This is a genomic window from Desulfofustis glycolicus DSM 9705, from assembly GCF_900130015.1.
In the GTDB taxonomy this organism is placed as follows: domain Bacteria; phylum Desulfobacterota; class Desulfobulbia; order Desulfobulbales; family Desulfocapsaceae; genus Desulfofustis; species Desulfofustis glycolicus.
In genome coordinates, this window is sequence record NZ_FQXS01000002.1 from 1 (window position 1) to 13,629 (window position 13,629).

General features: G+C 57.1%; 16 protein-coding genes. 3 read left to right on the top strand and 13 right to left on the bottom strand.

Features of this window, described 5'->3' with window-relative positions; all coding sequences use genetic code 11:
• Window positions 1-259: ATP-binding protein (locus tag BUC26_RS02275; protein WP_161949788.1), on the top strand; the 259-nt coding region annotated here is incomplete at its 5' end.
• Between the two features lie 68 nt (window positions 260-327).
• On the opposite strand, the gene BUC26_RS02280 is transcribed toward BUC26_RS02275, so the two are convergent.
• The 3 genes from BUC26_RS02280 to BUC26_RS02290 form a co-directional block, all read right to left on the bottom strand.
• Window positions 328-1,572, bottom strand: coding sequence for a tyrosine-type recombinase/integrase (locus tag BUC26_RS02280; RefSeq protein WP_073373220.1), 1,245 nt, complete (start codon window positions 1,570-1,572; stop codon window positions 328-330).
• Window positions 1,573-1,947: 375 nt separating this feature from the next.
• Window positions 1,948-4,758: a bifunctional diguanylate cyclase/phosphodiesterase gene (locus BUC26_RS02285; RefSeq protein WP_161949789.1), complete on the bottom strand. Its 2,811-nt coding sequence runs from the start codon at window positions 4,756-4,758 to the stop codon at window positions 1,948-1,950.
• A 90-nt stretch (window positions 4,759-4,848) separates the two neighbouring features.
• Window positions 4,849-5,592 (bottom strand): alpha/beta fold hydrolase, encoded by a 744-nt coding sequence (locus BUC26_RS02290; RefSeq protein ID WP_073373222.1) that lies wholly within the window; start codon window positions 5,590-5,592, stop codon window positions 4,849-4,851.
• 187 nt (window positions 5,593-5,779) lie between these two features.
• On the opposite strand from BUC26_RS02290, the gene BUC26_RS02295 reads away from it, so the two are divergent.
• Window positions 5,780-6,748 (top strand): hypothetical protein, encoded by a 969-nt coding sequence (locus tag BUC26_RS02295; protein ID WP_073373223.1) that lies wholly within the window; start codon window positions 5,780-5,782, stop codon window positions 6,746-6,748.
• 34 nt (window positions 6,749-6,782) lie between these two features.
• Here the strand turns inward: BUC26_RS02295 and BUC26_RS02300 are convergent, their stop codons facing one another.
• From BUC26_RS02300 to BUC26_RS02335, 8 genes are all read right to left on the bottom strand, one after another.
• Complete coding sequence (locus BUC26_RS02300) at window positions 6,783-7,298, bottom strand: DUF1499 domain-containing protein (RefSeq protein ID WP_244155763.1); 516 nt, start codon at window positions 7,296-7,298, stop codon at window positions 6,783-6,785.
• Window positions 7,295-8,488: a nucleotidyltransferase domain-containing protein gene (locus BUC26_RS02305; protein ID WP_073373224.1), complete on the bottom strand. Its 1,194-nt coding sequence runs from the start codon at window positions 8,486-8,488 to the stop codon at window positions 7,295-7,297. The genes BUC26_RS02300 and BUC26_RS02305 overlap by 4 nt, the downstream gene beginning before the upstream one ends.
• Entirely contained in the window at window positions 8,466-9,347 is an 882-nt protein-coding gene (locus BUC26_RS02310; RefSeq protein ID WP_073373225.1) for a hypothetical protein, read from the bottom strand. The genes BUC26_RS02305 and BUC26_RS02310 overlap by 23 nt, the downstream gene beginning before the upstream one ends.
• Window positions 9,337-9,618: a PqqD family protein gene (locus tag BUC26_RS02315; protein ID WP_073373226.1), complete on the bottom strand. Its 282-nt coding sequence runs from the start codon at window positions 9,616-9,618 to the stop codon at window positions 9,337-9,339. Before BUC26_RS02315 ends, BUC26_RS02310 begins: the two co-directional genes overlap by 11 nt.
• Before the next feature lie 36 nt (window positions 9,619-9,654).
• Complete coding sequence (locus BUC26_RS02320) at window positions 9,655-9,933, bottom strand: Lrp/AsnC family transcriptional regulator (RefSeq protein WP_073373227.1); 279 nt, start codon at window positions 9,931-9,933, stop codon at window positions 9,655-9,657.
• A 68-nt stretch (window positions 9,934-10,001) separates the two neighbouring features.
• The gene (locus BUC26_RS02325; protein WP_073373228.1) at window positions 10,002-10,577 is read right to left on the bottom strand and encodes a GrpB family protein; all 576 of its coding nucleotides are present in this window, start codon (window positions 10,575-10,577) and stop codon (window positions 10,002-10,004) included.
• 39 nt (window positions 10,578-10,616) lie between these two features.
• Window positions 10,617-10,955 (bottom strand): cupin domain-containing protein, encoded by a 339-nt coding sequence (locus tag BUC26_RS02330; protein WP_073373229.1) that lies wholly within the window; start codon window positions 10,953-10,955, stop codon window positions 10,617-10,619.
• 18 nt (window positions 10,956-10,973) lie between these two features.
• Window positions 10,974-11,522, bottom strand: coding sequence for a PH domain-containing protein (locus tag BUC26_RS02335; protein WP_073373230.1), 549 nt, complete (start codon window positions 11,520-11,522; stop codon window positions 10,974-10,976).
• Window positions 11,523-11,705: 183 nt separating this feature from the next.
• On the opposite strand from BUC26_RS02335, the gene BUC26_RS02340 reads away from it, so the two are divergent.
• Window positions 11,706-12,209 carry a YbaK/EbsC family protein gene (locus BUC26_RS02340; RefSeq protein ID WP_073373231.1) on the top strand — a complete coding sequence of 168 codons (504 nt, stop codon included), beginning with the start codon at window positions 11,706-11,708 and terminating at the stop codon, window positions 12,207-12,209.
• A 41-nt stretch (window positions 12,210-12,250) separates the two neighbouring features.
• Here BUC26_RS02340 and BUC26_RS02345 read toward each other — a convergent pair whose 3' ends face one another.
• Together BUC26_RS02345 and BUC26_RS02350 are read right to left on the bottom strand one after the other, a co-directional pair.
• Window positions 12,251-12,553 (bottom strand): chaperone modulator CbpM, encoded by a 303-nt coding sequence (locus tag BUC26_RS02345; protein ID WP_084540389.1) that lies wholly within the window; start codon window positions 12,551-12,553, stop codon window positions 12,251-12,253.
• The gene (locus BUC26_RS02350) at window positions 12,537-13,547 is read right to left on the bottom strand and encodes a DnaJ C-terminal domain-containing protein (RefSeq protein WP_073373233.1); all 1,011 of its coding nucleotides are present in this window, start codon (window positions 13,545-13,547) and stop codon (window positions 12,537-12,539) included. Before BUC26_RS02350 ends, BUC26_RS02345 begins: the two co-directional genes overlap by 17 nt.
• Window positions 13,548-13,629 lie beyond the last annotated feature (82 nt).

Consider the following 13,629-nt stretch of genomic DNA (forward strand, 5'->3'; position numbering starts at 1 on the left):
GGCCAATATCGACTTCGTCGTGCTTGATGAACTGGGATATCTGCCGTTCTCCCAGGCTGGCGGCAGCTTGTTGTTCCACCTGGTCAGCACATTGTACGAAAGAACCTCGCTGATCGTGACCACCAATCTGAGCTTTGCCGAATGGTCCCAGATCTTCGGCGATGCCAAGATGACCACCGCCTTGCTCGATCGGTTGACCCATCACTGCGATATCATAGAAACAGGAAACGAGTCCTTCCGGCTCAAGAAGAGAACGTGACTTTTTTTATCAAAAGGGGGGGCTTTTTTGGACGCTGAAAGGGGTCAATATTGAATGCTGATTGACAATCAGCCAGCCCTCCGCAAAGAAACAATCTTGGCGCTGGTCGTTTCTCTGCCGAGGATCCGGTCTATCTCATCGGCTAGCTTTTGGAGGGCTTGTTTTTTCTCTGAAAAATAGTCGTGCTGGTCGTATACCGCCTGAATCTTCCCCTGGGAATGGTTCAGCACCAATTCTCTGATATGGGGCTGGATGCTCAGCCGGGACATGATCGTTCTGGCTGTTCTTCTCAGATCGTGACTTGTCCAGCCAGTAACACCAGATTTTTCCTGCACTCGTTTCCGAGTTTCTTTCAGGCTGGTGGTGTGACCGGTCGTCTCTTTGCCACGACTCCGATTGTGCTTTGATGGAAATACCCATGGTGAATCCTGTTCCCGCCCCTGGAGAATATCCATTACCTGCCTGCTTAGTGGAACAAGATGAATGGTGCCGCTTTTGGTCGTCGGGATCGTCCATAGCGCTTTATCAAAGTCGAGATCCGCCCATCTCATGGCTTGAATCTCTCCTGGTCGTTGGGCGGTCAGCAGTCCCAGTCTGAGAATATCCCTCTGGTTTGGTCGAAGATCGTCGAAATGAGGCCATAAGGTTCTGATCTCGTCGTCTGATAGCACCCGCTTACGTGGTGGCTCACAGCCACCGGGCTTACGAATCCACTGCAACGGGTGGATGGTAATCCATCCTTTCGCCAGTGCTGGCTGGAAAAGGATCTGCAACAGACTATGCAGTCGATTGGCGCTGACCGGTGCTTTTTTCGCCACAGAATCTAGAAGATCGGACAAATGAACCGGTTTCACATCCTCGACTTTCATATGGCCGAGTGCTGGCCGGATGATTTTTTCCCATCGGCGCTGCTCTTCCGAGACGGTGGACGGTGCTTTCGGCGCTGCCCGATTGGTCAGTGATTCCTGGTAGGCTTCCCAGAGATCCGCGACGGTCGGCGCTTCTTTGTGTGTCTTGGCTATACCGGCCGGATCTCCGCCATCATGGACTGTCCGCAGATGCTTTGCTGCTTCCAGACGGGCATCCTTCAGAGATAGCTCCGGGTATCGTTTCTTGAACGTGTGCCGCCGCCGCCTGCCGTTTGCCCTGTACAGCACGAACCATGCTTTTGCCCGCCGGGAAACGCGAATACCCAGCGTCCCGCCTTGCCCGGGCAATGGTACTATCTCGTCGAAGAAATCAACCTGCGCTGTTCCATCGGGAATGGTCAGAGCCTTGATCGCTGCATCGGTAAATCTGAATGTCCGGTCCATTGCCTACCCCTCTCCAAAATAGGTGCCAAATAGGTGCCGCTTTGGGTCGATTTTCTGTTAGCCCCCCTGATACGTCCTGACACAAACAATATCATATCTTATCGGTTTTGAATATATTTAATTGTGTCATAAAGAGTCAATAGGTGCCGGGAAAATGCTATCTACCTTGAATGTGGTTCAGGGGGCCGGAGGTTCAAATCCTCTCATCCCGACCAGTCAAGCAAAGGGACATACGACATAGTTCGTATGTCCCTTTTGTTATTGTACCTTTCAGTTTTCCCCACTGTGCCGGGATGATGAAACAACCGTCTCTGAAACAATGTGGTATTTCCCTCGTTTCAGTAAAACCTACCGCAACTGACACGAGTCACGTCGTCAATCACTTCGTCTCACTGCGCCTGAACCGGGAAACCACGTCTCATCCGGCCAATTTCCCGCACGGTTGTGCCGGATGAGAAATTCACGGAACTCGTCGGCCGGAAGCGGTTTGCTGAAGAGATACCCCTGTCCCTGGTTACAGCCGAGGCGCTGCAGGAGCTTGAGCTGCTCGGGGGTCTCGATCCCTTCGGCAACCACGTTCATGCGCATCGCCGCGGCAAGAGACAGGATGATGGTGACCAACTCCAGACTGCCCTTTCCTTCATCACAGATGGAGTTGATAAAGCTACGGTCGATCTTCAACGTCTGGATCGGTAGGGTGCGCAGATAGTTCAGCGACGAATAGCCGGTGCCGAAATCGTCAAGGGCGACGGAAATTCCCGCGTCACGGAAGCGCCGGAGCGAGTCGTTGGCTTGCTCGATTTCCTTCATCAGCGCGCTTTCGGTGATTTCCAGTTCGAGGGCTGCCGGAGGAAGCCCGATTTCCTCGAGAATGTGCTCGACCTCCTCGACGAACCCTTCTTTACGAAAATGCTTGGTGGAGATATTAACCGCCACCGCCAGTTGGCCCAGCCCTTCCTGCTGCCAGTCTGCAATCTGCCGACACGCCGTGCGGAGGACGAACAGGTCGATGGGTACGATCAATCCGTGCGCCTCGGCGTAGGGCAGGAACTCGCCCGGCGAAACCAGGCTGCCGTCGATATCGATACCCCGCACCAGCGCTTCCATACTCCGGAGACGACCGTCATCAAGCGATATCTTGGCCTGATAGAACACCGCGAATTGGTCGGCGGCAATGGCATTGCGAACAAAACGGTCGATTACGGTACGCCGCTGCGCCTGCTCGTTGAGGGCCGGGGTGAACAGGTGGTAGCGGTTCTTACCCTTTGTTTTCGATTCATACATCGCCAGATCGGCGTTTTTCAGCAGGGTGTCGGCATTGCTGCCGGCAATGGGATATACCGCGATGCCGATACTGACACCGAGATAAAATTCCATCTCCTGGACTGAATAGGGCCGGCTGAAATCGGCAATTATTTTTTCGGCAATCCGACAGAAACATTCGGGCTGCCCCGGAGGCTCGATCAAAAGGGTGAATTCATCGCCACCCAACCGGGCGATGGTATCTGATTTCCGGACACACCGGGCAAGCCGGTCGGCAATCTGTTGCAACACCTCGTCGCCGGCGTGATGACCGAGGGTGTCGTTGACGTTTTTGAAGTCGTCGATATCGAGCAGTACGACACCGAACTGCGTCCCCGCCCGGGCCGCCCGCTTGCTCGCCTGCTGCACGCGGTCATGGAATAACCGCTGGTTTGGCAGTTTCGTCAGTGAATCGTAAAACGCTTTGCGAGCCAGTTCTTCTTCAGCTTGTTTCAAGTCGGTGATATCGAGCAGAGAGACGGTGCTGCTGTCGGTTCCGGGAATCATCGCGACCGTTAGAATTCCGCAGCGCTGCCGGCCCACCAGGTCAAAATAGCGCACCTCGTACGTCCGCGGAGCTGAGGCGTCTCCCCGCCGCCGGGCCTGGTGATACCGCTGCATCCGCTCGATTTCCTCCGGCGGGAAGAAATCGTTCCAGGAGCGGCCGATAACCTCTTGTTCCTCCGGGTTATTCATGCTGCGACAAAACTCCTGGTTGGCCAGCTGGATCTTCGCCTCCGCGTCCACCATCACCATGGGGTTGCCGGTATTCATGAACAGCGAGCGAAACCGCTCCTCCGACTCGCTCAGCGACTCTTGAACAATCCGTATTTCATTAAAACTCTGTTCAATTTTATTCAGCATTGAGAAAATGGAGCGCGACAGGTCGGATATCTCATCACGACCGGCAAGGGTGGTAAAGCGGGATGGGTCGCTCTGTTCAATCGAGTTGACCTGAGTGTTGAGCAGATCTATCCGTGACAGAATCTTCCGTTCCAGCAGCCATAAAATCAATCCACCCACCGCAACACCTGCCGCGACGATCACTATCAGGAGCCGCCTCGAGGCCTCCACTCCGGAAAGATAGACCGTGCGGGGCGCATCAACGGTGAGGAGCCCAACCGGGGTGCCCTGCACATCTGCCAGCACACCGGTACAGCGAATGGTCGTTTCGGATTTCTCGATGACGGGGAACAGCCCTCCGCTCCTGTTCTCTTGCAGATCCGTTGGAAAAATGGGCGGAATCGTGTCTGTTGCCAGGTTGATGTACTCGAGTTCAAGTTCGGTTCGTTGTTCCAACTCATCGAGCATGGCCGGGCCGAATTTCTTGCCCATGACGATCCAACCGGTACTCGGCCCCTGGCGATTGGTTGTCAGTACAGCTCGGCAGGAAAGAACGAAAATCTCCTGCTGCAGTACGACGATCCCGTCAAATCCCTGCTGTCTCTTATTGATTGACCGATCATCCAGCAACTGCTGCAAACTAACCAGGGTTTCATCCGGAACGGGCGACAGCTGCTCGGCCCCGGAGACATGATTTGCACCCCAGACCAGTTCACGGCGATTGTTGAACAGTATGATCAGGTTGTTCTGCTGCGCTTCGAAGGTATCCACGACGAGGTTTTCATCGATGAATTCCTGGTTCTTCTCCTGCACGAAGCGGTAAGAGTCGTCCCAATACGACCAATCGGCGACAAGTTGACCGAGACTGGCATTGATGCCCTGGATGGCATTGATGCTTCGACGAACATTGGCGGCGGCGATCTGCTCTTCCAACTCGTCGAATTTTCGATACGTCAAACCGTGGGACGAGATAACAAGGACGGCTACCAGGAGTCCAAAGCAGCCAAAAATGATCAGAACAATCGATTTTCGTAATTTCATCGGCATCCACGCCTGCAATGCTCCCCCTTCCATGGGAAAGACAGAGCCGTCTCACTTTTCGGAGGTTACGGTATTGCTGCTGTTGTCCGTTTATCGGTCGGCATCCAGAATGCCTTGGTCGAGAAAATGGAGCCAGACTTCTTTCATGGTCTTGGCGGTATGGTTACCGGGGATGGCAAACACTCTGTCGGCGGGAAGAATGGTGGCGAGCAGCGTCTGTCCTTTCAGATAGGGATCCTCGGTACCGTAACCAAGATAGAGCAGCGGCAGTTCCTGGTTGCCGGCCGCACCTTGCTGCAGCCAGTGCCAGAGCATGCGCTGCCAATCCTTGTCGGAGTCGTAGCTGCCGGGCTCCCAGCTGCGTATTCCGCCGGCCTCGTTGATCTCATTGAGAATGGACGACCAGCCGAGAAAGGGTGAAATGACGCAGACGCCGGAGACATCGTCAGGATGCTCCCGAGCATAGAGGAGCGCCCCGAGCCCGCCCATGGACACGCCGACCAGCCAGAATTGTTCATAACCGTCCCGCCTGGCCGGCCCAATAACGTCCTCTTTGAGCCGAGGGATGAGCGTTTCGCCCATGTAATAGCCGAAATGGGCATTGGGAGCGACCATATCGACAGGCAAGCGGCGCTCTCTGACCGCATCGACAAACCCTTCATCAGCAAAGTCCTCATGACTGCCGCCTCGCCCCCGGAGAAAGATGACCATAGTTTTGCCCCGGGACGGATTTTCGGCCTGATAGTAGAGTGTGCGCAGGGGAGCATTGGTTGAACAACCGCAGAGCGTTGCCGCCAGAAAAATCAACAGACCGTGTGTCGTCAGCCATTTCATCGAAGCACGCTCCTTGGCCAGGGTTAGTGGTGGTTTTTCTTCACCAAAACGATGTATGCAATTATCATAGCGTAAACTGCACCACTATTCCATTGCGACACGCCGATCCCGGCATTTTACGGGTCCCCAAAAACAACTTTGTTGGTTTTTTCTGCTCCCTAATACCTTCGATGATGCTTACCCTGAGATGATGAATACGCTGCAGATAGTCTATGCCACTCATCGCCCTGAATCGATGGAATTTACCGAGCGGATCATGCGCCGCCACGAGGTGATCGTGCTCGAGGAGCCGCCGCATCCCGATTTTTCGGCCATGCTTACCGGCAGTGTCGATCTTGAGAGCTACCTGCTCGAACATGATCTGGAATATCACGATTTCAGTCTGCAACAATGCACGATATTGCAACACGCACATCGGACCGGCAAAACCATCCACCAGGTCGAGCCCTTTCTTCAAGAGCTGCTGACGATCCACGAGTTCTTCGCGGCCGGCCACGCACCGGCCGAACTTGACCCGGCAACGCTGCGCTACCAGGTCTATCTCCGGGAGAAAGAGGCCACCAAGGCCTTGATCGACTACTATCAGGCGGTGCGCAGCGACCACTTTCCCGCCATCCTGCTGGCCATGAAAACCTTTGCCCGGGCCGATGTCGCACGGCTCCGGCTGCGCGACAAACTGCGTGCCGAACAGATCCTGACAATGCTGCACCCCGGAGAAGACATCTATATCGAGGCCGGCCCGATCCACCTGCTGCTCGAGCGGCACCTGAGAAGAGGCCTGCCGGCCGGCTGGTCGCTGAAGACCTGTTTCGTCGAGCACCAGGCGCTGGCCCGGCTCGGCTTGCGCGGCAGCCTCTACAGTCCGGGCGACGAATTAACCATCGGGTATCTGCTGCGCAGCTCGATCAGCGCACGGCGGGAAGAGTTGCTCTGTGCCCGGGCGCTGATCTTCGCCAAGATCATCACCAAGGAGGAAATGAACGGTAACGGAAACGACTTTCCACACACCCGAAACGAATACGAAACCATCAGACTGGTCAGGCCGCTCTCGCTTACCGATTGTCAGGAATTGTTTTTCAGGACCAGATCGTTATCCACGAGGGAAGCGGCTGCCGTGGTTAAAAAACATGTTGCCGCGGCGACGCTGTTGAATTGAGGCGGGGCGGTTGGCTGGCGGATCAGTTGGCCGGTTATTGCTGCACCCCGGCAAATTCACGACGGATCTGCTCGATTCGGCTGCGGTTCTTGCCCAGATCGGAATAGCCAAGCCGGGAAGCGGACCGGACATGGATTACGTGGTGCTGATTGTCGAGCAGGAACTCGCCGTCATCGACGAACAGCGTCGTGCGAAACTCAACGCGGAGATAACCAGGTCGTCTCGTGACGATGGCCGTATCACCCCGCTCCGCCAGCAGCTTTTCCAGGCGGGCAAAAGCCTGCTCAGGAGAGTCTGAAAAAACGAGCGGTTCGATATGATGGCGGTGGTCGTCAGCCTGACTCGAAACGCAATTCGGCGAGGCGGGACAATCGACAAGCCGGCCGTCGTGCACTCCCAAATCATTCGGCGGCGTCCCGCTGCAGGCCGCCAGCAACCAGGAAACAAGTCCCATCAATATGATCCTTTGCAAAAGCTGAAACAAAGTGCGGCACTGGTCACCGTCTGCCATGACAGTGCAGATGTGCCACTCCTGCACTGTTTTTTTCATGATACCACCTTTTTCACCAGAATTCGCAGCCGCCGCCAGCGCCCCTGCAGGCTGCGACCATTCTGCGCCGCGCCAACAGGCAACGCATAGTAGAGCCGAGCCCACCAGAGAATGTGGCACGGGTGACGGTAACAATAGCACCACAGCGTTTGCCATCGACCGAGCGCCCCATAATAGAGTTTGACCCACCACAGCGATGGCAGGAACGTCTCCTTCAGGATGGCGACAAAGGACAGATTATCGTGCTTGAAGTGCCTGATTTTTCTTTGCGGCCAGCCGCGGTAGGGAAACGGCCGGCGTCGCCGGTTCGCTTCACCTGGCTCGATAATGCCCGCAGGCACCCGCTGGGGATCCCAAGGGGTCAGGTGCTGCATCATCGACAACGCAGCGCGTAATTGCGGTTCCTCACTGAACAGACGATGCCAGTCCAGCGACTCGGCATGCAATTCGACAAATCCGATCTGATCGGCAGCGTTGATCAGTTTGTAGGATTCGTAGCTGAGCGGCATGCGGAAACCGTGGTGATAAAGGTGACGCAGCATCTCCTCACCGCCGAGCGTAGCGTAGCGCATACCGTCACACTCAAACGAAGTGCTGGAAGCGAGTAGCCGCGTAAAATCGATCTGTGGATAGTATGGCGGACAATCCGGGTACAGGGCGCGATGGATTTCAATGCAGACCTTCATACCCTCGACGTTTTTCACCAGCGGCGGCAGATGGTAATGATCGTCCGGCGTCGGCGTACCGTGGCGATCAAAGCCTGCCGCCAGCGCTATTTGCTGGGCCCGCTCTGCCTGGTCCGGAGCAAGAAGCAGATCGATATCGCGCATCGGTCGCAGGGCCGGATCGGGATAGAGGGTATGGCACAGGGCCGCCCCTTTGATCACCAGCGGCGACACCCCCTCCGTCGCCAGAAGGGATAACAGCTCATGTAGGACCGCCTGCCTGACCCGCGCCTGGTGGGCATGAATCCGCGCCAGGATCATCAGCGAGCGGCGGGGCTCTGCCGGTACGGCAATGTCCGCGGTCGTCAGATGGTGGAGCAGCAGCGGCGCCAGCCCGTGGCGTTCGGCCTGGCGAATCGTTTCCTGCCAGTCTGATTCCTCCTTAGCAGCCTGCCCGAGCAGCCGATACTGCTCAGGATGCCCCGTAATCCGGGCGCAGAGATTAAGGACCGGGCGGCTCGCCATGACCGGCTCTGCCGAAGAGCTGCTGCCGTTGCCGCTCGCCGAAAAACTGCTCGAGATCAGCGGTATCACCGTAGGTCAGCGAGAAGGAACGGCAATTCCTGATGACCCGGGCCAGGCTCGGGATGCCTAGTTTCTCCAGGTTGCGGGCGTTGACATGGCACTGCATCAGCTGCAGGCAGCTTTGGGCTGCCGATATCTCCTGTAGCCCCGGCGACTCGCCAGCTTGAAACCGCGGGAAGATGAAATGGGTCACCCGCGGTTCGATCGCGTCCGGCGAGATACGGTTGCCGCCCAACAGACGATGCGGAATCATGATCCCTTCACGCGCTTGGACCAAAAGATCTCGGCAACGACCAGCCAGCGGCGCCAGAAACGGAACCATTTTCTTCAGGTTGATCGGCCGGGTGAAGGCGATGACCCGCTGGTCGTCGAGCATGACCAGCTCATCGGTCAGGTAAGAAAACCCCCGGGATACCAGCCAGGCAGTCAGCGTGCTCTTGCCGGCACCGCTCGTTCCCGGCAGCACGAGACAGGTTGAGCCCAAGGAAACGGCCGCCGCGTGAACGGCATGATGCCGATCATTGTCAATAATGCACTGCTCGAGAATCTCGTTCATCAGGCAATAGGCCTGCCGGTAGACGGTCCCCCCTTCAAGCAGGACCGATCCATCGACCGTCAGCAAAGCGGCCTGCATCGAGGAATCAACACCGATTTCATAGCGCTTGATCGGCTCGCCGCCGTCTTCGACAAACAGGTCGGCAAAGAGGAACACAACGAGCGCCCGCGCTTCGCGATTCAAACAGTGCACCTCGACAGAGCGCCCGCCGATGCCGACGGTAAACTGGGAATCAAGAACCATCGGACAGCTCGATGATACCGTGTTCGGCCATCTTCTCCAGTGCAGCAAGCACGTCGGCCCGGATTTCTTCTGCCTGACCAGGGTAGGTGTCAGACAGAAGATCGATCATCTCCTGCACGGTGAGATCCTCATGACAGAGCCGCCAGACCAGATGAGCCGTCTGATTCAGGGCAACTACCTCGGCACCGTTGAGTGAAAACAATACCACTTCATTATCAAATTGTTCGACCAGGTAGTCGGGGTTGACCACCGGAACCGCCGTGTTTTTCATCTGTTCTCTTTCAGCCGTTGTATCGTTTAGGGGTTATCAGCTCGCGCCCAACGAGAACATTGCTTCCAGGTCGTGTTTAGAGAAGACCTGGAAGGCGAGCATGGTTTCGGTGTGCAGGATATTTTCGATCTTGAGCAGGTTGCGGGTGACCAGGGTGGACAGATCGTCGTTGGTCTTGACCCGGGCGACGGCGATCAGGTCGTAGGCGCCGCTGACGGAATAGACCTCTGAGATCTCCGACATGCCGGCCAGGGTTTCGGCTACTTCGTTGATATAGCCGCGTTCGGTATTGATCAGGATGATGGATGTTACCATGACGCCTCCTTGCTTTCGGTACACAACATATCGTCAGCCACCGGGGTACCGATGGCGCGGTCGACTGTTCAGGTTGGTCGATAGGCCCGTTTGGCCGCCTCGGTGATGCGCCGGACGAAATCGCTCTTGGCCATCGTGTATGCCGCCCGATCGGACGGGTAGCTGTGGGAAAGATCCCGCTTCAGGGTCTCGTACTGGCGGGCGACATCGGGATGCTCGATCAGATAGTCGCGAAACAGCAGCCCTTCCCACTGGGCGAAATGCTTTTCAATCATGTGGATGTGGTGAGTCCGCCGGCCCGCTTCATCCCGCCTGATAAACCAGCAATAATAGGGAGAGCGAAGATCGCCAAAGGAGGGGCGCCAGAAATAGTCATAGCCCTGGGCTTCCAGAATCGGCACGATTGTCCGGCGGGCCAGCGCCAGGTTTTTTACCTCGACAAGCATGTCGATCACCGGTTTGGCGGCCAGCCCGGGTACCGCCGTCGAGCCGAAATGCTCAATCCTGACGATCTGGTCACCGGGCAGACAGGACAGCAAATGGTCCCGCTCGCGGGCGAACAGCTGCGGCCAACGCGGATCATAATCGACGATGTCGATATGTTCGCTGATCGCCCGCTCAATCTGCTCTTTTCTCGTCGTCATCGCCGCCGTATCATAAGCGCCGACCGAGACAGTCGCTCATCAACGCCACTGCTTACCGGGCAGGTAATCCTCGCGAACCGGCGAGAATACCTCGACCACTACCGCATCCTCCAATACATCCACTCCGTGTTCGACACCGCCCGGGACGCACCAGCTGTCACCCGCCGCCACCAGCGTTACCTCGCCGCCGATGGTAAATCGCAGCCTGCCGGCAACGAGATAGCCGATCTGTTCGTGGATATGGGTGTGTAGCGGCAGGACCGCATCTTTTGCCAGCCGGAATTCGGCCAGCAACATCTTCTCCCCATAGACCGGGGTCTTCTGCCGGATTCCCGGCAACAGTTCACGGTACCCCTCAGTTCCAGCTCTACCGATCATCAGCTCTTCCTCCCCATTTCAACTCTTGTCCGGCGAGCCACCGTCGCCGCCGGCTCCGGTGCGCGCCAGTCCGCGAATCGCGGTAATTTTCTCAACAAAATCAATCGGGTCACCCGGCGTAACCACTATGGTCCGGTCCGCAAATTGCAGCACAACTGCACGCCGCAGGTCGGTAGCAAAGGCACGAAACGGTCCGATTTTCTTACTCTTGAAGGAACCGGCGAAACAGAACATGCCGCCGTTGCCGAAGCGCCTGATCATTCGCTTCGTTGCCTCCGGGTCGAAGCTCGCTGCCAGTAGTCCGTCGAGTGGAATCTTGGAATACCAGCCAAGCCGTTGCACAAAAAGGACATCGGGGAACAGCAGATAGCCGCGAATGGTAAAAAAAACCGCCACAACCAGCATGGCCAGCGGCAGGACGATCATCACCAAATCCCAGCCGAAAGCTCCCGACGGCCGGTTGCCGAGACCGATGGCAACCATGCCGCCGAGCAGGCAGATCGAAAGCAAGGTCATCGCCCGCAACAATAGCCCCCACGGGGCATCGTAGAGATACTGCTTGTCCATGTGTGCTTGCCTGCCTGTATCCACGTTCGCTGGTGGTGATCGAACCGGTGCCGATTTTTCGCTTCGGCGATCTACCGATAAGCGGTTGCCGGAGGCACCGGAATCGGGTAGAAAAGGGACCGGTCAGCCGGACCGAAGCTCGGCGCCGGCCCGGCACATTGTAACCCGAGAAGATACCATACCATGCAGCGAACGGAAACCCAAACCACACTGCCCGACAGCGCCCGGCGCGTCCAAGATTACCTGCGCGAACACGGCTTCGACTGCATCGTCATCGAACTGCAGAACTCGACCAGGACCGCTGCTGAGGCGGCCGAAGCCATCGGCTGTTCGGTGGCGCAAATCGCCAAATCACTGGTCTTTAAAAATCGACAGGACGACACACCGGTACTGGTGATCGCCTCCGGCGCCAACCGCGTTGATGTCGGGAAAATCGAGAAGCAGACCGGCCTGCAGTTGGCTGGGACCAACGGGGCCTGGGTCAAGGAGCAGGTTGGCTTTGCCATCGGCGGAGTGCCGCCGGTGGCGCACACGGCACGGTTGCGCACCATCCTGGATCAGGATCTCAAGGTTTGTCGGTGCATCTGGGCTGCGGCCGGTACCCCCCGTGCCTTGTTCAAGCTGACGCCGGAGGATCTGGACACCATGACCGGCGGCATCTGGCTCGACCTGGCTGAAGCACGTTGAGGACGGCTGCAGCGATATCACCTGCAACCCTCCAGGTCGGCTTAAAAGACGGAGCGCAGGTAATGGATCTCCCGCTCCAGATCGTCGATGCGGTCGAGCAGATCGAGAACCACCCCGCAACCCGCCAGATTCAGGCCGAGATCACCGCGCAGCCGCTGAATCTTTCTGATTCGGACAATCGCCCGATCGGCAAAGAGCAGGCAGGGTTTGTCGATCTCCGGATCGATCAGTCCATATACCACGAAACGCTGCAGCAGATCGGGATGCACATCGACCAGGCGACCGAGTTCTTCGATCGTCAGCAGGCGCCGCTCATCGACTATCAATTCATATCTCTTCATCATAGCCCGCCTTTTGTCCGTGTTTTCGTCGCGGATGAAAGGTCGAAACCTTCTGCAGCTGCTCAAAAGCCGCCCGTTCCTCGTCACTGAGGGTGGTCGGGATACGGATTTCGACGCGAACGAAGATATCACCGGCCCCTGACGACCGCTTCGGCATCCCCTTACCCTTCAGGCGAAAGCGTTTGTTGTTCTGGGTACCCGCTGGGATCGTCAGCGATACCTGGCCATCGACGGTGTGGACCGGGATCTTGGCGCCGAGCGCTGCCTCCCAGGGTGAGATGGCGACAATGGTATGCAAATCGTGCCCGGACACTTTGAAGGTCGGGTCGGGGGTGATCTTGATCCTGAGCAGCAAATCACCGGCCGCTCCCCGTCCGGTCCCTTGTTCACCCTGACCGGCGAGGCGAATGACCGAATCATTGGTGACGCCGCGCGGGATCTTCACCTGAAGGGTCTTCGTCTGCGGCTGCATGCCACCGTGGCCGTCTCCGACAAATGTCTGGAAGGAGATCGTCCGGTTACCGCCATGAAAGGCATCTCGCAGGCTCAGCGTGATCTCAGCCTCGTGTGATCGCCCCTCGCTGTCCGCCGCAAAGCCGAAATCGTGATGCCCCCCACCGCGGGAGAAACCGCCGCCGAAAAGGTTCTGGAAAAAGTCGCTGAAGTCTCCGGCCTCGCGAAAATCGCCATCACCTGAAAAATGATAGCTCCTCGAGCTGCGACCACCACCGGTTCGACCGCTCTGCTGCCAGCCTGGCGGCGGCTGGTCACGAAAACTACTCCACTCTTTGCCATACTGGTCATAGAGCTTTTTCTTTTCCGGATCCTTGAGCACCTCATAGGCCTCATTGATCTCTTTGAACCGTGATTCGGCATCGACGCCCTTGTTGACATCGGGGTGATGCTTGCGAGCCAGCTTCCGATAGGCCCGCTTTATTTCATCGGCCGTTGCGTTCTTCGAGACACCGAGGATCTGGTAATAGTCCATATACTCCATGGTCGTTTGTCCTCTGCCGGTTAACGGATTGGGCAGTGCGTCACACAGTGTCGGAGACGCCCGTCCGACGCAGCGATTTCCT

What these genes read in the sequence shown, in the direction of transcription:
- BUC26_RS02300 (WP_244155763.1), bottom strand. Translation starts at nt 7,298, where the DNA reads ATGAAAAAAACAGTGCAGGAGTGGCACATCTGCACTGTCATGGCAGAC.
- BUC26_RS02345 (WP_084540389.1), bottom strand. Translation starts at nt 12,553, where the DNA reads ATGATGAAGAGATATGAATTGATAGTCGATGAGCGGCGCCTGCTGACG.
- BUC26_RS02290 (WP_073373222.1), bottom strand. Translation starts at nt 5,592, where the DNA reads ATGAAATGGCTGACGACACACGGTCTGTTGATTTTTCTGGCGGCAACG.
- BUC26_RS02305 (WP_073373224.1), bottom strand. Translation starts at nt 8,488, where the DNA reads ATGGCGAGCCGCCCGGTCCTTAATCTCTGCGCCCGGATTACGGGGCAT.
- BUC26_RS02310 (WP_073373225.1), bottom strand. Translation starts at nt 9,347, where the DNA reads ATGGTTCTTGATTCCCAGTTTACCGTCGGCATCGGCGGGCGCTCTGTC.
- BUC26_RS02350 (WP_073373233.1), bottom strand. Translation starts at nt 13,547, where the DNA reads ATGGAGTATATGGACTATTACCAGATCCTCGGTGTCTCGAAGAACGCA.
- BUC26_RS02320 (WP_073373227.1), bottom strand. Translation starts at nt 9,933, where the DNA reads ATGGTAACATCCATCATCCTGATCAATACCGAACGCGGCTATATCAAC.
- BUC26_RS02280 (WP_073373220.1), bottom strand. Translation starts at nt 1,572, where the DNA reads ATGGACCGGACATTCAGATTTACCGATGCAGCGATCAAGGCTCTGACC.
- BUC26_RS02340 (WP_073373231.1), top strand. Translation starts at nt 11,706, where the DNA reads ATGCAGCGAACGGAAACCCAAACCACACTGCCCGACAGCGCCCGGCGC.
- BUC26_RS02315 (WP_073373226.1), bottom strand. Translation starts at nt 9,618, where the DNA reads ATGAAAAACACGGCGGTTCCGGTGGTCAACCCCGACTACCTGGTCGAA.
- BUC26_RS02325 (WP_073373228.1), bottom strand. Translation starts at nt 10,577, where the DNA reads ATGACGACGAGAAAAGAGCAGATTGAGCGGGCGATCAGCGAACATATC.
- BUC26_RS02335 (WP_073373230.1), bottom strand. Translation starts at nt 11,522, where the DNA reads ATGGACAAGCAGTATCTCTACGATGCCCCGTGGGGGCTATTGTTGCGG.
- BUC26_RS02330 (WP_073373229.1), bottom strand. Translation starts at nt 10,955, where the DNA reads ATGATCGGTAGAGCTGGAACTGAGGGGTACCGTGAACTGTTGCCGGGA.
- BUC26_RS02295 (WP_073373223.1), top strand. Translation starts at nt 5,780, where the DNA reads ATGATGAATACGCTGCAGATAGTCTATGCCACTCATCGCCCTGAATCG.
- BUC26_RS02285 (WP_161949789.1), bottom strand. Translation starts at nt 4,758, where the DNA reads ATGAAATTACGAAAATCGATTGTTCTGATCATTTTTGGCTGCTTTGGA.